Origin of the sequence: Larkinella knui (assembly GCF_003858645.1) — a bacterium.
Lineage (GTDB): Bacteria > Bacteroidota > Bacteroidia > Cytophagales > Spirosomataceae > Larkinella > Larkinella knui.
In genome coordinates this window covers 1,041,427-1,059,005 of the sequence record NZ_RQJP01000003.1, presented here as the reverse complement: position 1 = coordinate 1,059,005, position 17,579 = coordinate 1,041,427, and the positions used below count along the sequence as shown (strand labels likewise).

The 17,579-nt window shown below is 53.1% G+C and carries 15 protein-coding genes; 7 read left to right on the top strand and 8 right to left on the bottom strand.

Annotated elements, in window-relative coordinates; genetic code table 11:
* Positions 1 to 25: 25 nt before the first annotated feature.
* Complete coding sequence (locus EHT87_RS18295; RefSeq protein WP_124908082.1) at positions 26 to 1,462, bottom strand: TlpA family protein disulfide reductase; 1,437 nt, start codon at positions 1,460 to 1,462, stop codon at positions 26 to 28.
* Between the two features lie 85 nt (positions 1,463 to 1,547).
* Here EHT87_RS18295 and EHT87_RS18290 point away from each other — a divergent pair, with 85 nt between their 5' ends.
* Positions 1,548 to 2,318 (top strand): YdcF family protein, encoded by a 771-nt coding sequence (locus tag EHT87_RS18290; RefSeq protein WP_124908081.1) that lies wholly within the window; start codon positions 1,548 to 1,550, stop codon positions 2,316 to 2,318.
* Here EHT87_RS18290 and pfkA read toward each other — a convergent pair.
* The 3 genes from pfkA to EHT87_RS18275 form a co-directional block, all read right to left on the bottom strand.
* Positions 2,315 to 3,289, bottom strand: a complete 975-nt coding sequence (gene pfkA / locus EHT87_RS18285) for a 6-phosphofructokinase (protein ID WP_124908080.1) — start codon at positions 3,287 to 3,289, stop codon at positions 2,315 to 2,317. The two genes, EHT87_RS18290 and pfkA, sit on opposite strands and share 4 nt — an antisense overlap.
* Positions 3,290 to 3,496: 207 nt before the next feature.
* Positions 3,497 to 4,162: a phosphatase PAP2 family protein gene (locus EHT87_RS18280; RefSeq protein ID WP_185716277.1), complete on the bottom strand. Its 666-nt coding sequence runs from the start codon at positions 4,160 to 4,162 to the stop codon at positions 3,497 to 3,499.
* 210 nt (positions 4,163 to 4,372) lie between these two features.
* Positions 4,373 to 5,122, bottom strand: coding sequence for a glycosyltransferase family 2 protein (locus EHT87_RS18275; protein ID WP_124908078.1), 750 nt, complete (start codon positions 5,120 to 5,122; stop codon positions 4,373 to 4,375).
* A gap of 59 nt (positions 5,123 to 5,181) precedes the next feature.
* On the opposite strand from EHT87_RS18275, the gene EHT87_RS18270 reads away from it, so the two are divergent.
* Positions 5,182 to 5,919, top strand: a complete 738-nt coding sequence (locus EHT87_RS18270) for a class I SAM-dependent methyltransferase (RefSeq protein ID WP_124908077.1) — start codon at positions 5,182 to 5,184, stop codon at positions 5,917 to 5,919.
* A gap of 71 nt (positions 5,920 to 5,990) precedes the next feature.
* On the opposite strand, the gene EHT87_RS18265 is transcribed toward EHT87_RS18270, so the two are convergent.
* From EHT87_RS18265 to EHT87_RS18255, 3 genes are all read right to left on the bottom strand, one after another.
* Positions 5,991 to 7,265, bottom strand: coding sequence for a glycosyltransferase family 4 protein (locus tag EHT87_RS18265; protein WP_124908076.1), 1,275 nt, complete (start codon positions 7,263 to 7,265; stop codon positions 5,991 to 5,993).
* Entirely contained in the window at positions 7,262 to 8,053 is a 792-nt protein-coding gene (locus EHT87_RS18260; protein ID WP_221622036.1) for a class I SAM-dependent methyltransferase, read from the bottom strand. The genes EHT87_RS18265 and EHT87_RS18260 overlap by 4 nt, the downstream gene beginning before the upstream one ends.
* Before the next feature lie 236 nt (positions 8,054 to 8,289).
* Positions 8,290 to 9,192, bottom strand: a complete 903-nt coding sequence (locus EHT87_RS18255; RefSeq protein ID WP_124908075.1) for a glycosyltransferase family protein — start codon at positions 9,190 to 9,192, stop codon at positions 8,290 to 8,292.
* A gap of 316 nt (positions 9,193 to 9,508) precedes the next feature.
* On the opposite strand from EHT87_RS18255, the gene EHT87_RS18250 reads away from it, so the two are divergent.
* Genes EHT87_RS18250 through EHT87_RS18235 form a run of 4 tightly spaced genes read left to right on the top strand, consistent with a single transcriptional unit; the run spans position 9,509 to position 13,796 of the window.
* Positions 9,509 to 10,234, top strand: coding sequence for a class I SAM-dependent methyltransferase (locus EHT87_RS18250; protein WP_114405314.1), 726 nt, complete (start codon positions 9,509 to 9,511; stop codon positions 10,232 to 10,234).
* Entirely contained in the window at positions 10,231 to 11,358 is a 1,128-nt protein-coding gene (locus tag EHT87_RS18245; RefSeq protein ID WP_124908074.1) for a glycosyltransferase, read from the top strand. Before EHT87_RS18250 ends, EHT87_RS18245 begins: the two co-directional genes overlap by 4 nt.
* A gap of 20 nt (positions 11,359 to 11,378) precedes the next feature.
* The gene (locus EHT87_RS18240) at positions 11,379 to 12,278 is read left to right on the top strand and encodes a class I SAM-dependent methyltransferase (RefSeq protein ID WP_124908073.1); all 900 of its coding nucleotides are present in this window, start codon (positions 11,379 to 11,381) and stop codon (positions 12,276 to 12,278) included.
* Positions 12,279 to 12,287: 9 nt separating this feature from the next.
* Complete coding sequence (locus EHT87_RS18235; RefSeq protein WP_124908072.1) at positions 12,288 to 13,796, top strand: lipopolysaccharide biosynthesis protein; 1,509 nt, start codon at positions 12,288 to 12,290, stop codon at positions 13,794 to 13,796.
* A 136-nt stretch (positions 13,797 to 13,932) separates the two neighbouring features.
* Here EHT87_RS18235 and EHT87_RS18230 read toward each other — a convergent pair whose 3' ends face one another.
* Complete coding sequence (locus EHT87_RS18230; protein ID WP_124908071.1) at positions 13,933 to 16,719, bottom strand: DUF1553 domain-containing protein; 2,787 nt, start codon at positions 16,717 to 16,719, stop codon at positions 13,933 to 13,935.
* A 151-nt stretch (positions 16,720 to 16,870) separates the two neighbouring features.
* On the opposite strand from EHT87_RS18230, the gene EHT87_RS18225 reads away from it, so the two are divergent.
* Complete coding sequence (locus EHT87_RS18225) at positions 16,871 to 17,434, top strand: pentapeptide repeat-containing protein (protein ID WP_124908070.1); 564 nt, start codon at positions 16,871 to 16,873, stop codon at positions 17,432 to 17,434.
* The last annotated feature ends 145 nt before the right edge of the window (positions 17,435 to 17,579 follow it).

The window sequence follows — 17,579 nt, the reverse complement described above, 5'->3', positions numbered from 1 at the left end:
CGCGGTTAGCACGGAATTACGCTCTTTATTTCCCTTTGACACTCGCTTTTACATCCTTCATCGGAGCCGGTTTTTTGGTCATTTTCTGCTGTTGCAGGAAATTAAAATACCCTTCCAGATCTTCAACCGGCAATCGACGGGCCAGAATTTTCTTGTCTTTATCGAGTACATAAACCGTCGGAGTGGAATACACGTCGTACTTCGTTTTGTAGTCGACGGGCGCACTGGGGCCGTATACATTTACCAGGTTCTGCAATTTAAATTCCCGGATAAACTTCTTCCAGAGGGCTTCGGTTTTTCCGATGGCTACCGCGTAAATCTGCACGCCTTTGGCTTTATTTCGATCATAGAATTTCTTCAGGGCCGGTGCCGACTCCCGGCAGTGTCCGCATTCGGGATCGTAGAAAAAGGCAATGGTATACTCGGCCTTTAGGTTGTGCAGGGGCTGATAACGCCCCAGCGTATCTTTCAAACTTACGTTAGGCAGGGTTTTTCCGGCCAGCAGCGGCTTCAGAATCTTTACACGCTCCCGCATGCTGGTGAGCGTCGACGTATCGCTGACGGGCATCACACCCGTCAGCCAGTATTTCTCGGCCATATGAATGAACAAACCGTCGGTATTCAATACTTTTTTCTGCTCTTCATATTGGTTCGTGATATACCAGATCGTATACCGAAGAATGGCTTCATTTGCCTTCGCTTTGTTCACCAGATAATCAGCCGCCGGGATGAGTGAATCGACCGTTTGAACGGTCAGCTCCTTGAGGTAGCGATCAATTTTGCTTTGTAAAAAAGGCGTTCGCAATAACCGCTCGTCCGAAAAATCAAAACCGTCCAGAAAGTGATTCCGGTAATAATTAAACACAAAATTGGAATCCGGCCGGCCGTTGGCAAGCTTCGGCGCTTCCGGAATTTCGGGTTCTTCGGCGGCTTTAAAGAGCTTGACAGTCAGCGTATTAGTATTTTTAGCAATAAAATCCTTGCGATACGCTTCCACTTCTTTTTGGGCAGCGGCCAGGTCGCTGGCTGATCCGCCTTTTTTTTGCAAAGCACCGATTTCTCCGTACTTTTTGCTCAGATAGTTCTGGTAGCCGTAAAAAAGCTCATTTTCGCGAGAACCGGTCACTTTCATGGATTCAATGACGTTTACCGTATCGGCTTCGATCGAAAACCGCTGTTCGCCAATCACCAGTTGGAGAACGGGTTTGGCGTCCACCACGATCATGTATAACCCGCCGGGAAGTTCCTTCGGTCCGTCGAACACCAGGCGACCTTCGGCGTCAGCCGTGGCCGTATCCTGGGGTGTAAACTGCGTCTGGCCGTAGAAATGAGCCAGATAGGCGGTTTTGTTGGCCAACCCTTTGATGCGGGCCGTAACCAGGTGACCTCCGGACGATTGCGCCAGCAGGAGCGGAGCAGACAGGAACAGCAGCAGTGCCGTAAAACAGAATCGTCGATTCATGAATAGAGCAGTTAATTGACCAGAATTTGGCATACATACAAAGATACTACTTATAACGATTGGGGCGTTGGCCTTCGCATATACGATGTTCTACTTTCTTTCCAAAGTACTATCCTTTTTGCTCATGCCCATGGGCCTGCTGACCATCGCTTTACTGGTAGCGGTACTGACCAAAAATCAGGCCCGACGACGGAAAGCACTGGTTTTTGCCGTTGTCTGGCTGTTGATTTCGGGAAATGGGTTTCTTACCAATGAATTGTCACTTTGGTGGGAAATACCGCCCGCTGTTCTTCCTGCTCGCACCAGTCCGCGGGTGGGCGTTGTCCTGACGGGTGGGATGGTAAAGGTGAATGGCCAGCCGCGCCATCGGATCTATTTAGGCGATCAGGCCGACCGCATGGGTCAGGCCCTGCTGCTGTACAAATCCGGGCAGATTCAGAAAATCCTGATTAGCGGGGGCATTGGCGGTATTTTGCAGCACGAGGTGGCCGATGAAGGGCAAATGACGCGGCAATTCCTGATCCTGGCGGGCATTCCGGCGCAGGATGTGTTGCTCGAAAACCGGTCGCGAAACACGCATGAAAATGCGCTTTTCTCGGCCCCGGTGCTTCAACAACGATTCAAGGGCTATGAATATGTACTCATTACGTCGGCCTGGCACATGCGCCGGGCCATTGGCTGTTTCCAAAAACAGCACATTCCGGTAACGCCCTACCCGGCGGCTTTTGCCAGCGGCCCGCGCGAGTTTGCCCCCAACCACCTGTTGCTTCCTTCCGAAAAAGCCTTGTTCGACTTCTACTGGCTTATTCATGAGTTTGTCGGGTATGCGGCCTACCGAATCATGGGCTACCTCTAAACGCTGAGAATCCGTACCATCCGCAGCAAATCCTCGTTGATCGGTTTGGGCAGTTTGATGGTATCGATAAACGGGGTATACCGAAGTTCGTTGTTCACGACGCCAGCCATGACATTCTTTTCGCCGTTTAACAGGCCTTCCAGCGCACCCAAACCCAGGCGACTGGCCAGAATGCGGTCGTAAGCGGTTGGGATGCCCCCACGCTGAATATGGCCCAGGGTCGTTACGCGCATGTCGACGTCGACGCCCACCTGCGTCCGGATTTTTTCGGCTACTTCGGCCGCATTTCCTTCTTCATCGCCTTCGGCTACAATGATGATCGACGAGGATTTTGAACGGCTCCACCCCTGTTTCAGGGTTTCGACCACTTCCGAAATGGGGGTCAGAACTTCAGGAACCATCACCATTTCGGCCCCGCCCGCAATTCCGGACTGAATGGCAATGTAACCCGAGTCGCGGCCCATTACTTCGATAAAAAAAATCCGGTCGTGTGAATCGGCCGTATCCCGAATTTTGTCGATGGCTTCGAGGGCGGTATTCACGGCCGTGTCGAAACCGATGGTGTAGTCCGTGCCGTAGAGGTCGTTGTCGATGGTACCCGGTGCGCCAACGGTAGGAATCTGATATTCTTCAAAAAACTTCAATGCGCCGGTAAAAGTCCCGTTTCCGCCAATGGCAACCAATCCTTCAATGCCATGTTTGATCAGTTGATCGTGCGCTTTCTGACGGCCTTCGGGGGTCATGAACTCTTTGCTGCGAGCTGATTTCAGGATAGTCCCTCCGCGTTGAACAATGTTGCTGACCGAGTGGGACGTCATTTGAAAAATATCGCCGTTAATCATTCCGTTGTACCCCCGACGGATGCCGAATACTTCGACGCCGTGGTAAACTGCCCCCCTGACAACCGCCCGAATACAGGCATTCATGCCAGGTGCGTCACCGCCGGAAGTAAAAACAGCTAAGCGCTTCATGATAAAAGTCTATTTTAAATTTTCTGTGTGCAAAAAAATAATCGTCGGCCTTTTGCTCGCGAACCGCAAATTTATTTTCATTTTTGGACAAACCGACAAATGTGCTGAATGAAAAACGAATTTAATACAGGCGTAAAGCAGAAAAGGAATGATTTACAGGCTGTTAGTGCGTTGAAATTACTGACCAATTCGCTGGATACTAAGTAATTATAGTTGATTTTTCGATTGCCGTCGATGACCTAACAACTTGCGTTTAATAACCGGATAAACTGCGTACGTTACCTTTACCGATGCGATTCCGATGCCTGCACCGGCCAAAACATCGGCCCAATGGTGTTGTTCGTTGGCCACCCGGAGCACCGCCGTGGCACTGGCCATCGCGTAGCCCGCAATACTGATCCAGGGACTTTTATGCTTATACGCCTGATGCAGTAATTCCGCCCCGGTAAACGCAACGGCGGCATGACCGGACGGGAACGACCGGCGATCGGAACCATCGGGGCGGGTTGAATGGATCGTGCGTTTGAGTCCTTCAGTGACCCCACCCATCACCACATTCGACAAAACCGTAACGGCAATTTCGTCGCCCAGATTAACCGCCGGTTTCACGCCCGCCAGTTGCAGGGCAACCCGCAATCCATACGGGCCGAACCGCAGATACTCATCCGCCGAACTGACCGTACCGGTATGGTTGAAGGGTTCGCGGGTAGGGTGGCCGAGCCAGGCCGCTCCTCCGCCAACGAGCGTGGCCGGAACGATGAACGAACGCAGGGGAAACCGGCGCTCGGTGGGAATGGAATCCCCGGCCGTTTGGGCAAAAAGCGGAACCGTGGTAAGCCAGAAAACGAAAATAAAGTAGAGTCGTTGAATCATTGTCATGCTTTATAAAATGTAGTAAAACGGTTGAAACCGTTCGAATAGCGAACGGAGTTTCGATCCGGTTCCCCAAGGCTAAAGCCGTGGGCTGTTGAATTGCCAATGGTTTGAAGACGTGGTTGGTATTAAAACCAGCCCACGGTTAAAACCGTGGGAAATAAAACCGGGAACCTTACCCGTCCCGAGTCGTTTCAACGACTTTCTATCTCACCCCGAAAACCGAAACCGCACGGCCCGCGCCAGAATGCGAACGTGATTCCACAGGGCCGTTGCCACACCAAAATGATCGGCCAGGACCTTGAACCGATCCGTAAGCGACTGCCGGTGCCGCTGAACCGACAAACCGCCCACCAGGTACTTACACAAGACAAAATCGAGCCAAACTACTTTTTTGGCGGCTTTCAGGCAGCGAATTTCCCAGTCGACATCCGCGCTGAGGTTGTCGACCAGAAAGGGCGGGGCCAGGCTCCGGCGGGCAATGAATGCCTGATGACAAACCTTCATGCCCATCGCCATATCGCGCCAGATCAGGTGGTGAGGCAACGTATGGGGCGTAATTTGACTGCGTAAACCCAGCGCTTTGCCCGTATCGTCGACAAACAGCGCGTCGCTGTAATAGACATCGGCGGGGTTATTCTGCATCTGATCGAGTAATTTGGAAAGAACCGCAGCGTCGTAAATTTCGTCGCCGGCATTCATGAACCAGACGTAATCGCCCGTTGCCAGCTGCTGGCCTTTGTTCATGGCGTCGTATAACCCTCGATCCGGCTCCGAAATCCAGCGGCTGACGTGCTTTTCATAGTTTCGAACAATGTCCAGCGTGCGATCTTTGGAATTGCCGTCGATGATCAGGTATTCCACCGCACTGCCGGGCTGGTTGGCGATCAGGCTCTGGATGGTGCGCTCCAGAAAACGTTCGGCGTTGTAGGTGACGGTGATGATGGAAAGTATGGGCATAGTAAAGGCGCGGGCAATTCACAAAAAAACGGTAATTTTACGTGCTAACCAACGGCTGAATGGAAACGAATTCAACAACCTCATCGGCGCTTCAGGATGCGTACCGGTCACAATACGCTGATTCTGACCGCAGCTGGCGGAATATGGGCGCCCGGATGAAGGCCGAAACCATTCGTCGTCTGTGTCAGTCCTACCACTTTTCGAAGATGCTGGACGTGGGTTCCGGCGATGGCGCGGTGTTGCAGCAACTCGATCAGAACCGGTTTTCGCCCGCCATGTATTCCCTCGAAATCTCGGAAAGTGGCGCCAGCCGGATCCGGGAGCGCGGGCTGACGTCGCTGCAAAACGTCCAACTGTTCGACGGCTATAAAATACCGTATGGTCCGAAAGAATTCCCCCTGGCAACCTGCTCGCACGTGCTCGAGCACGTCGAACACCCGCGGCTTTTGCTGCGCGAAATCGCCCGGGTTTCGGAGTATCAGTTTTTTGAAGTGCCGATCGATTTCAGCTTTTTTGTCGACAAAAAAACCGACCATTTCCTGTCGTACGGCCATATCAATATTTTCACGCCCTCGCTGTTCAAGTTTCTGCTCAAATCCGAAGGGTTTGAAATCATTGCCGAACACAGCGTTTTCTACGATACGGCCGCCATTCGGCACTCGGCACCGACTACGCTGACGTTTTGGGCCATCTGGCTGAAAACCCAGGTGCTAAAATCCGTTCCGGCTTTGCGGAAAATCAAACCCAGCGCATTTGCGGTTTTGTGCCGGAAAAAAACCGATCTGGCTATTTTCTAGCGAGTTGTTACACAGGGTTAATCAGAGAAAACTCTGGTAAGCTCAGATTACCTCTGATTAACCCTGTGTAACTAGTACGCTTTATTTTGAATCTCTGCGTATAATGCGAGATACTGCCGGGCCACCACCGTTTCGTCGTAATGTGTGACCACATGGTTGCGGGCGTTTGCCGACAATTGCTGAAAAGCGGTTTCGGATTGATCCAGAATCCACTGAATGCCGTTGGCCAGATCCTCCACCGAGCGGTAGCTGACCAGATATCCCGTCTGCTGATGCTGAACCATTTCCGGAATACCGCCCACCTCAAAACCGACCACCGGTGTTCCGCAGGCCATCGACTCCATGATCGTATTGGGCAGGTTTTCTTCCAGCGACGGAATCACAAACAGATCGGCGGCACTGTAGGCGGCAACGATCTGCCGCGAATCTTTCAGGGACCCTAAAAAATGGTACTTAAACGGCAATTCCCGCAATAAACTTTCATCACCAGCGCCAAAAATCAGCAATTCCACGTCATGCGGTTTCGCCAGTTGTTGCCGCAACAGAGCCAGCGCTTTCTGGAAATAGGAAAATCCTTTGCCCACCGCCGAAACTTTGGTGGCCGCAAAAAGAATAAACCGTTTGGTTTCGGGGAGCTTCAATTCCCAACGGGCAACGGCTTTTGGTAGCGGAATGAATACCTTGGTATCGATTGGATTCGGGATCGATTGAACCGCTAATTCGCCGAACAGACGGCTTTGCTGCGCCCGATTTGCCAGCCACTGGCTGCACCCCACCGGCGTCAGCCGGGCATTTTGATAGGCCCTTTGTTTCCGAAGCCAGCCGCTGTGAGACAGATCGTCGGGGGCCGAGGTGCGCAGGAAAGGGCAGTTGCCGCATTGGTTTTGGTAATGCTCGCAGGTACCGCTGTGGTGGCAGCCGCCCGTAAAGGCCCACATGTCGTGCATCGTCCAGACGACCGGTTTTGGCAGCGCAAACAGCTTGCTCAACGACCGGGTCGATAAAAAGCCGAAAGTGGTCCAGTGAAGATGCAGAATATCAGCCTGTTGAACCAGCGGGTGCTGGCTAATGTCGGTCCCGACCAGCCCCGGCGAGAACGCAAACCGGACGTTTCGGCTGCGTTCGAAGGGCAGAAAAGTAAGCCGGTCGAGCGCAAACCGGGCGGTATTCCAGCGTTTTTGCCAGGCCGTTTTTGCTAGTGACGTCACGAACGGTTCTTCCACGCTGGTTTCGGCCACCAGCATGTCGGACGAAAAACCGGCCCGATTCAGCGCCTGATTGATCCGGTTGGCGGCAATGGCCGCACCGCCAAACTGATGGAATGTGCTCAGGTGGAGAACCTTCATTTGGTAGCCGTCAGAACGATGTAGGGCGAAAACGCTTTGGTTTCAACCGGCACCAGTTTAAAAAACACCTTTAACGGAAGCCACAGGAGCTTTCTGAGCAGTCGGCCCAGGAGCGGTTTTTCGGATTCGCGCTCGAACCAGAGCATAAACCGCCCGTCGTAATACACGCTGATGTTTTTCAGACCCAGCCGTTCGCTGGTGGTCCGTAGCAAATCCATATCCATCGACCGGATGTTGTGTTTGGCGTAGTTTTCCGGGTCGAACGTTTTTTGAAACCAGCCGTTGAGTCCCCGGAAATTGGGTAAGGTAACGAGCAGTAACCCACCGGGATTCAGCGACTCGACGTGTTTTTCGAGAATGACCGCCGTGTCGTCAAAATGCTCGATGAGGCCGTTCGACGTCACCATATCAAACCCGCGTTGGGGCGTATACTGGAACAAATCGGTTTCGATGACGCCAACCGAGCCTTCCGGCAAGCCGTTCGCTTTTTCCAGTTCGTGCAGAATTTTGGGATGAACGACGTAATCGAGCAGCGTGGCGTCGGTGTTCAGGTGTTTTTTCATCCAGACCGAATAATAGCCGGGAAAACCGCCCAGTTCCAGCACGGATTGGATGGGATGCGTCGTCACCAGTTGCCGGATTAAGGGCAGAAACGGGTATTTGTCCGGGATTTGGAAAATAAGCCCTTCTTTCGATTCCCAGTAATTGAGCCAGAATGTGTGGTCGGTTAGCGTCAAGTTGGTCGTGATTGAGCGGGAACAGGCCCGCGTGTCGGCAAAAATAGCCACTGCCGTCCAGATTCAAAATTCTGTGGCTTTCGGAGCAGGGACTAACGCACATGAATTGTGGATAATTCAGCCCCGGAGGGGCTACCTGGTACTAGGAACTAGTCCTGAATGTAACGAAAACTCCAGCGGAGTGCCCTGACTAATAGGCTAGTACGCTCCGCTGGAGCTTGTCATGTGGGTATAGGTCAGTCTATTAACAGAAAACTCCTCCCGGGTAAGGCAATTAGCAGGGCGGTTTAAATACCGTATTTGTAGCGGTTAATCAATTGCCGCAGCCAACTCGGGCGAAAGTGTTTTTTTAAATTACGAACCACCTCCGGATCGACCCGGACATCGGGCGTCAGCCTGATTTTCCCTTCATGAAGCGCCGTGTTCTGAAACCGGCTGAACCGGCCAAAGTTGGTACCGGCGTCGTACCCGATGTGTTCGACTTTCGACCGGATCGGATACAAACAATACCGTTGCTGCTTGAAATGTGTATAACTCCACCGAATTGCCCAGGAGCTGATGAGGCCTTTTTGCTGTTTGGCGAACATCGGAATGAGGTCGCTGCCACTGGCCGAAAACGCCTGCCGGGCTTTCGAATCCTGAATAAACTGGGCGTAGTCGGCCACCGACCAGTCGGCCAGTTCCCAGCGGTTTTTCCAAGTCGACCAGCCGAGCGACGACGCCCGCGGCAGCAGCAAAACATCCCCGGAATAACCGGGCGGAATCGAGAACGGATACAAGTACCCGGAAATCGAAAAAACCAGCGGATGGTGTTCGTAAAAGTCGAGGGCTTCGTTCTGAAATTCCAGAAAATCGGTCGTGCAAATGATGTCGTCTTCCATCACAATCACCCGTCCGTGCTGCCCGATTACCTCCGAAACGCCCCGGATTACGGAGTTTGCCAGCCCCTGATTCGTTGCCGCTTCCTTGATTCGGACGTCCGCAAAGCCTTCGATGGTGGGTAAATACGACCGAACTTTTTCTACTTTTTCCGCGTCTTCTTTCCCGGCAGGAGCGTTGATTTTCGGTCCATCCGAAAAAATATAAAGAATACTTTCTTTCGCTAAAGGGTTTTTCGACAGGTAGTTAATCGTTTCACGCAAGTGATCGACCCGGTTGTAACAAAATAAAACGATGGGAGCGAGGGGCATTCTGGTATTCGGTTTACGGTATTCAGTTTACGGGATTCGGGATTCGGTTTTCGGTGGCTGGCGCATGATAGCTATACACACTTGATCGTGTGTTTAAAAGCACGCGTCAGCCACCGAAAACCGAAAACCGAATCCCGTAAACCCCAAACTAATTACAAGATTACTTAATTATTTGCATCGTCTCTGCTTTCTTTGTGTTTACAATGCCAATTCGCATCACAAACCGTACGTGTGTCAGGGCTGGTTTGTTTGGAATTTCTAACAATCCGCCGATTCCCGTCCGTACCGGGCCGCACCACGACGTTTCTATTTCATTATGACAACAATCCGCGCTGAAGCGATGCCGGACGATCCGTCTGAGCATTACCGGATTAAACCTCCACTGACCAATCCCCGGCGGTATTATCTGATCAAACTCAGGGAGTTGGTGCAGTATGCCCGAACCACGTTTATCGATCCGCTGACGAAAACCGGCCGGATCAAACTGGCCGATTACGGCTGCGGCACCAAGCCTTACGTGTCGCTTTTTCCGCCCGAACAGGTGCAGTACATCGGCATCGACCTCGACTGGAATCCCCACGCTGACGTCTATATCGGCTCCGACAGCCGCATTGGCATGGACGACGCCCAGGTGGACGTGGTGTTGTCGACGCAGGTGCTCGAACACGTCGAAGATCCCGAAGGCTATTTGCAGGAAGCGTGCCGAATTCTGAAACCGGGCGGTTTGTTGTTGCTGACGACGCACGGCTACTGGATGTACCATCCCGACCCGACGGATTACTGGCGCTGGACGTCGGCCGGTTTGCAGAAAATCGTGGCCCGCAACGGGTTTGAAATTGTTTCGTTTCGGGGCATTATCGGACGGTCGGCGATGGGGTTGCAGTTGTTTCAGGACGGTTTTCTGTTCAAAATTCCGCGCTGGCTGTGGCCACCGTTTGCGCTCATCATGCAGGCATCGATCAGTCTGTTTGATAAAACGACTTCCCAGGAAACGAAGGATAAGGACGCGTGTACGTATTTGGTCGTCGGGAGGAAACTATGAAACTCTGCATTGCCTATCCGAATAAAAATAGCTATTCGGAGACGTTTATTCACAACCAAATTGCGTACCTGAAACCGGCGTTGACGCTGTCCGGCGGCTGGCGACCGTATCGCACGGCCGACGGCGACACGATTATCCGAATGCCGCTGGCCGAGCCGGTTCGGGTGGGGGTGAAGCGGATGGTGTCGGCCTTGTACCCGGCTTTTTACACCCATTTCCTGACCCGCTATTTGAAAGAAAACCGCCCGGATGTGGTGTTGGCCGAATACGGACCGACGGCTTGCAACGTGATGGCGGCCTGCAAACGGGCCAACGTGCCGCTGGTCGTGCATTTTCATGGATTCGATGCCGTTGAGAAAGAGACGATTAAAATGTTTGAAACCCGCTACCGCCAGCTTTTTGTTCAGGCCAGAGCGATTGTGGCGGTTTCCAATGACATGGTGGAGCAATTGATCCGGCTGGGCGCTGACCCTCAGAAAGTTCACCGAAATCCGTATGGCGTTGAGACGAAATTGTTTTCGGGGGCCGAACCGGAAAAAGCCGAAAAACTGATTGTGACCGTCGGGCGGTTTACGGCCAAAAAAGCACCGCAACTGACCATTCGGGCGTTCGACAAAGTGCTGGATCGCCACCCGGATGCGCGGCTGGTGATGATTGGCGGGGGCGAACTACTCGAATCCTGTAAGAAGCTGGTCGATGAATTGCAGTTGAAATACGCCGTTCAACTGGTGGGGGTAAAAACCGCTGCCGAAATTGCCGAATGGCATAAAAAAGCCCGGCTTTTTGCCCAGCATTCGATGGTCAATCCGGTCAACGGCGATTCGGAAGGAACGCCCAATACCGTGCTGGAAGCGTCGGCGGCCGGTTTGCCGATTGTCAGCACCCGCCACGCGGGCATTAAGGAAGCCGTCGAGCACGGTGTGACCGGTTTTCTGGTCGAGGAAGGCGATTTTCAGGGCATGGCAAAATACATGATTCAACTGCTTGACGAGCCCGAACTGGCCGGAGAACTGGGCCGGACCGCGCGCCGAAAAATGATCAGCGAATATGAAATGAGCGACCGAATCAACGCGTTAAACGAGATTTTAGAACGTGCTCACGGACCGGCGGGCACTTCCGTTTAGTCCGTGAACTGGATAGAAATATGACTATACTCTCCCCCCTCACCAACTCGCCGGATGTTTCGCCCGTTCGGAGCCTGAACGCCCGCACCATCGAGCAGCGGTACCGCGATCAGTTCGGGATGGACGTCAGCCGGTATTTTGCCGGCCTGGACGAGGTGATGATTTATGAATGCAACCAGTCGAAACTGCGGTTTTATTACCCGTTTTCGCTGGCGGGCGATGCGGACTTTTACGCCGATTTGGGCCACCACTACAAAGGCTATTACAGCCCGTGGAAATGGGAGCATGAACTGGTTTTTCAGCACCTCAAGTCGGGCGATCAGGTACTGGAAATCGGCAGCGGCAACGGGTATTTCCTGAAGCGGCTTCCCGAAAAAGGGGCCAGCGGTCTGGGGCTGGAACTGAACGACGACGCGATTGCGTTCGGCAAGAAAATGGGCGTCAACATCATCAACGAAGATTTGAACGTCCACGCGCAACAGCATGAAGGTCAGTATGATGTGGTTTGTGCGTTCCAGGTTTTTGAACACGTTACAAACGTCGGTGATTTCTTTCGGCAGGCGGCCCGGTGCGTCAAGCCGGGCGGTTTGCTGGCCATCGGTGTTCCGAACAATGCCTCGTATTATTTCCGGGAAGACCCGTATCACACGCTGAATCTGCCGCCCCACCACACGCTGCTCTGGGACCCGGTTTCGTTGAAATATGCCGGTGAGTTAATGGGTCTGACCGTGGTCGAAACCCGCAACGAACCCGCATCCGTCACGCACCGGAGCCTCGGTTATCGCCTGTGGCTGGAAAAGCATCTGGGCCGGAATTTGCTCTCGTCTTTGCTCTATAAATCAACCCGGTTTGTGGCCAAACGCCTGCCGATTATGTCCGACGGCGCCACGGTGGTCGCCATTTATCGAAAGGGAGGGTAACCAAATCACATGGGAATTGTCATTCGTCAAAGCCTGAAAGCCAGCATTGGTTCCTACATCGGAGTCGGCATCGGGATTGTTAACCAGTTGTACGTTTCGCTGCATTTTCTGTCGACCGATCAGCTGGCGATTTCGCGTTTATTACTGGAAAATAGCCTGCTGTTTGCCGCCTTTGCGCACCTCGGTGCTCCGTTTATCACCGACCGGTTTTTTGGCTATTTCCGCGACGATAAAACGAAAAATAACGGGTTTCTGGGCTTTCTGCTGGCTTTCCCGCTGATCGGCATCAGCCTGTTTACGGCGGCTTATTTTCTGTTTGAACAACCCATTCAGGACTATTTTGCCGAAAAATCGGCGGGCCTGATTCCCTACCATGTGCTGGTGGTGCCGCTCACGATTTTCTGGATTTACATTTCCGTTCTGGAAGCCTATTGCCGCAACAATTCCCGCATTGCCATCCCGACGTTTATTCGGGAAGTGTACCTGAAACTGGCGAATGTGCTGGTGATTCTGCTGTTCGGCCTGGGCTGGTACAATTTCGACTGGATGCTGTACCTCATGATTGCGTCGTACGGTCTGGCGGTGGTCATTTTGCTGGTGTATATTTATCAGCTGGGCAAGTTTTCGCTGCGGTTCGATTTCGCCCGATTGAAAGACGGCATGTTCCGCCAGATGATCTATTTCGGCCTGTTTGTGGTCATGGGGGGCGTCGGCACGCAGGTGGTCTATTTCATCGACCGCACGATGCTTTCGGGCGGGAAAGGTCTGACTAATGCCGCTATTTTTATCATTGCAACCTACATTGCCGGGATTATCGAGATTCCCCGAAAAACCATCACGCAGATTTCTACGCCACTGGTTTCCAATTCGTTGCGGCAGAACAACATGGCGCACGTTCAGGAGCTTTATCACAAATCATCCCTGAATCAGTTGCTGGCGGGCGGTCTGGTTTTTCTGCTGATCTGGACCAACATCGACGGTATTTTCAGTCTGCTGCCCAAAGCCGACATCTACCGCCAGGGCAAACACGTCGTGTTTCTGCTGGCTTCGGCAAAGCTGTTTGAAATGGCCACCGGCGTGAACGGCGAGATTATCAATTACTCCCGGTATTATCGGTATGCCACGTTTCTGATGATCGTGATGGCCTGCATCGCCATTGGGGCCAACGCCTATTTAATTCCGCGCTACGGTATCGACGGAGCGGCTTTTGCCACCACGCTCACCACCTTGCTTTTTGCGCTCAGTAAAGTCGGTTTGGTCTGGGTGTTTTTCCGGATTCTGCCGTTCACGTTTTCGGGCGTCAAAGCCGTTGCGGTATTGGCGCTGGTCTATGGCGTATCGCTGATTCTGCCCGAGTGGAACGGTTCGTTGTGGCTGATTTTGCTCAGCATTATCGGACGCTCACTGGTGCTGGCGGGCCTGTTTGTGGGCCTGGTTTTGTGGTTTCGGGTGTCGGACGATGTTTCGGGACTGGCGGGGTCGATCTGGTCGCGCACGCGGGGATTCCGGCAACGATAATCACACCATGAAGGATTCAGATGAATTACCCGCCGGAATACTTTATGGCTGAATTCCGAGAGTATTTGGCCAAAATCAATTCGGCGGTTACAGAATCTCTTACTTCCTCCATCCTTTCGCTGGTCTTTTTCTTACGTCACTCCTTGGTCACCACCTCATCCAGATTCAGCATCGTGTTGGCGGTTATGGTCAGGGCGGCCAATTCGGGGGTGCCGTCGGTGCAGGAGAGCAGCTTGCGGGCTTCTTCGGGTTGCTGTTGATACTGCATTTTCGCTTTTTGGTACAACCGCGCCAGAACGGCCAGCTTGGCGGTCGACAAAGGGCGAAGCATTATCCGCTGAAAACCGGCCTGAATCTGCTGTTCCGGCGTTTTTCCTTGATACCGCATCCAGTCGGCCAGGTGCTGGGCGGCTTCCACATAAACAGGGTCGTTGAGCGTCACCAGGGCTTGCAACGGCGTGTTGGTACGCAACCGGCGCAACTGACAGAATTCCCGGCTGGGACTGTCGAAGGTAATCATCGACGGATACGGGGCCGTCCGTTTCCAGTAGGTATACAACGCCCGCCGATACCGGTCTTCGCCCTGACTCAACTTCCAGCTTTCCGGGCTGTAGGGCGACTGCCAGATGCCGTCGGGCTGGACGGGCATCACGCTGGGGCCAAACTGTTTTTTGCTGAGTAAACCGCTGGTAGCCAGCGCCTGATCCCGCACCTGTTCGGCCGTCAGCCGAACGCGCGGCCCCCGCATCAGCATTTTGTTCCAGGGATCTTTCGCCAACGCTTCGGGCGATACTTTGGAACTTTGGCGGTAGGTGGCCGACAGAACAATGCGCCGGAGCAGTTTTTTGACACTCCAGTGGTCGGTTTCCATGAACTCAGCCGCCAGCCAGTCCAGCAATTCGCGGTGGGAGGGCGGAATTCCCTGCGTTCCGATGTCTTCCACGGTTTCGACGATTCCGGTGCCGAACAACTGCTCCCAGAAGCGATTGACGGCCACGCGAGCCGTCAGCGGGTGCTGGCGACTAACCATCCAGCGCGCCAGACCGAGCCGGTTTCGGGGCAGGTCCCCGGGCATCGGCGGTAGGGAATGCGGGACGTCGGGCGTTACTTTTTTGCCTTTGACCAGCCAGTTACCGCGTTGAAAAACAAAGGTTTCCCGCGCCTGATCACCAACGCCTTCCTGCATAATGGGAACCAGTTCGGCTTTGGCATTCAGTATTTCCGTCAATTTATGATCCATTTCGCCCAAAACCGTTGCCGGCTGGCCCGGTAAGGCCGGTTGAACCGAAACCCATTTGATCATCACCCATTCTTTCGGGTTTTTCGGACTGCTAAGCGTCAGATACAAATGATGCCGTCCCGAAACCTGTGGCAGGGCAAAAACCAGCGTAGTGTCGCGCCACGGGCTACCGGTTTTCGGCACGGGCTGCCGGGTCAATACCGGCCCGGTTACGCTATCCTGATGAATGGTCATCACGGCGTTTTCGGCCTTCGTTCCCCACGCCAGAATCAGCCGGTTTTTTCCGTTCAGATCCATATTTTTGATCCGTGCCGAACCGCCATCCTGAATGGCGGTATACATGGCACCCATCAGCGAGGCATTGACGTACTGATCGAAGCTGTGCGAATTGACCTTCGGCTCCGTCAGTCGCGTGAGTCGCTCGGCGGTTTTTACCTGCTGCGGATTGGTCGCATGCTGACGCACCCAGGTCTGCAACTGCTGCACTTTTGCGGAGTCCTGACCCTTATAAAACCGCAGCGTCGGCGTGTCGCTGGGTACATCCTCGTCGCGGGTGTTGTTGAAAAACGCCAGGTATTTGTAATAATCTTCGTGCGTAAACGGATCGTACGGATGGCTGTGACACTGCACACAGCCGAAGGTGGTGCCCTGCCAGACATCCCAGGTGGTGTTGACCCGATCCAGCACCGCGGCCACACGAAATTCTTCGTCCTGCGTACCGCCTTCGTCGTTGGTCATCGTGTTGCGGTGAAAACCGGTGGCAACCAGCTGATCATCCGTTGGCGGGCTGCCGTTGCGGTTGGGCACCAAATCGCCGGCTAGTTGTTCAACGGTAAACTGGTCGAACGGTTTGTCTTCGTTGAAGGCTCTGATGAGCCAGTCGCGGTATCGCCACATCGGCCGCGACAGATCCGCTTCGTAGCCTTTGGTGTCGGCGTAGCGCGCCAGATCGAGCCACATGCCCGTCCAGCGTTCACCATAGGTGGGAGAGGCCAGGGCCCGATCCACCATTTTCTCGTACGCATTTGGCGATGTATCCTTCAGAAAATCAGTCACTTCCTGCTCAGTCGGCGGCAAGCCGGTCAGATCGAGCGATACGCGCCGGATGAGCGTGACGCGGTCGGCTTCGGGTGTCGGTTTTAAATAGGGAGCGAGTTCTGTATCGTGGGCAATCTTGTCCAGCACGAAGTGATCGATTTCATTTTTCGCCCAGCTTACTTCATCGTTTTTCGCCAATCCCAACCTCGACCAGAAGGTGCCGATTTGGGGAACTTCCGGTTTTTCAACGGGTTGATAGGCCCAGTGTTTTCCCCATTCGGCCCCCTGATCGATCCATTTTCGGAGTAATTCAATTTCTTCTTTTTTCAATGGCGGTGCTTCCAGCGGCATCCGCTCTTCCGGATCGTCGAGGGTCAACCGGCGGATCAGCTCGCTGGCGTCGGCGTTGCCGGGCACAATCGCGTGTTTGCCGGATTTGGCCGCAGCAAGGGCTTCGTGCTCAAAAAGGACACTGAAATTCGACGCTTTTTTGACACCACCGTGGCAGGCAATGCAGTTTTTGTTGAGCAGCGGTTTGATTTGCGTATTAAAATCGACGCGATCTTCCCGAACCGTCAACCAGACGACAGAAGAGAGGGTAAGCAGAACCACCAGCGCAATACTTAATCGGAAGAGTGGTTTCATAAAGCGAAAAAGTAAAGGGACTGGGCTTTTTGTAGAAAGGCGGAAACCCTTCAAAAATACTGAAATAAACTATAACACCTGTTTTCTTCGCCCTTTTATGGCTTATTTTACCGCCGGATTGCTCACTAGTCCAGCGCATACAGTAGCTAAAATGGATGTTTTTAACCAGATTTTTGACCAGACAACGGGCGCACCGGCCCAATGGCCCTACCAGGATTTTGAGGCATGTACCTTCAAAAATCTGAATCTTTCCAAAGCCGCAATGTCCCATGCGAACCTGGTCAACTGCCGTTTTGAAGACTGTACGCTGGATTCGGCTTTGTTGAAAGGGACCAAGCTCAACGAGGTGATTTTTGTTCAATGCAAACTGATCGGCGTCAATTTTGAGCACTGCAATCCCTTCGCATTTTCGGTTGGTTTTCAGAATTGCAACCTGGATCAGACCTACTTTTTTAACCGCAACCTGAAAAAGACGAAGTTTGTGCAGTGCGCACTGAAAGGAGCCAGTTTTATTAATTGTGATTTAAGCGGGGCGGTTTTTCAGGATTGCAACCTGGAACTGGCCGTGTTTGTCAATGACACCTTGACGCAGGCCGACTTTTCGACTTCCTACAACCTGGCGTTAGACCCCGAGCAGAACAAGCTGAAAAAGACAAAGTTCTCCCTCCACAGCCTGCCGGGTTTGCTCACCAAATACGATCTGGTGATCAGTTAAGGTGTTGGTTTGCTTTTGATAATGAGGTTGTTACGGAAATGTTCCGGGGCGGCCATTACGGTTTCGGAAGATAACATGATGGCAGGCGGAATCATCTGACGGCATTAAGGCGCAAGACACCGCATAAAACCGGCATTTGACCGAC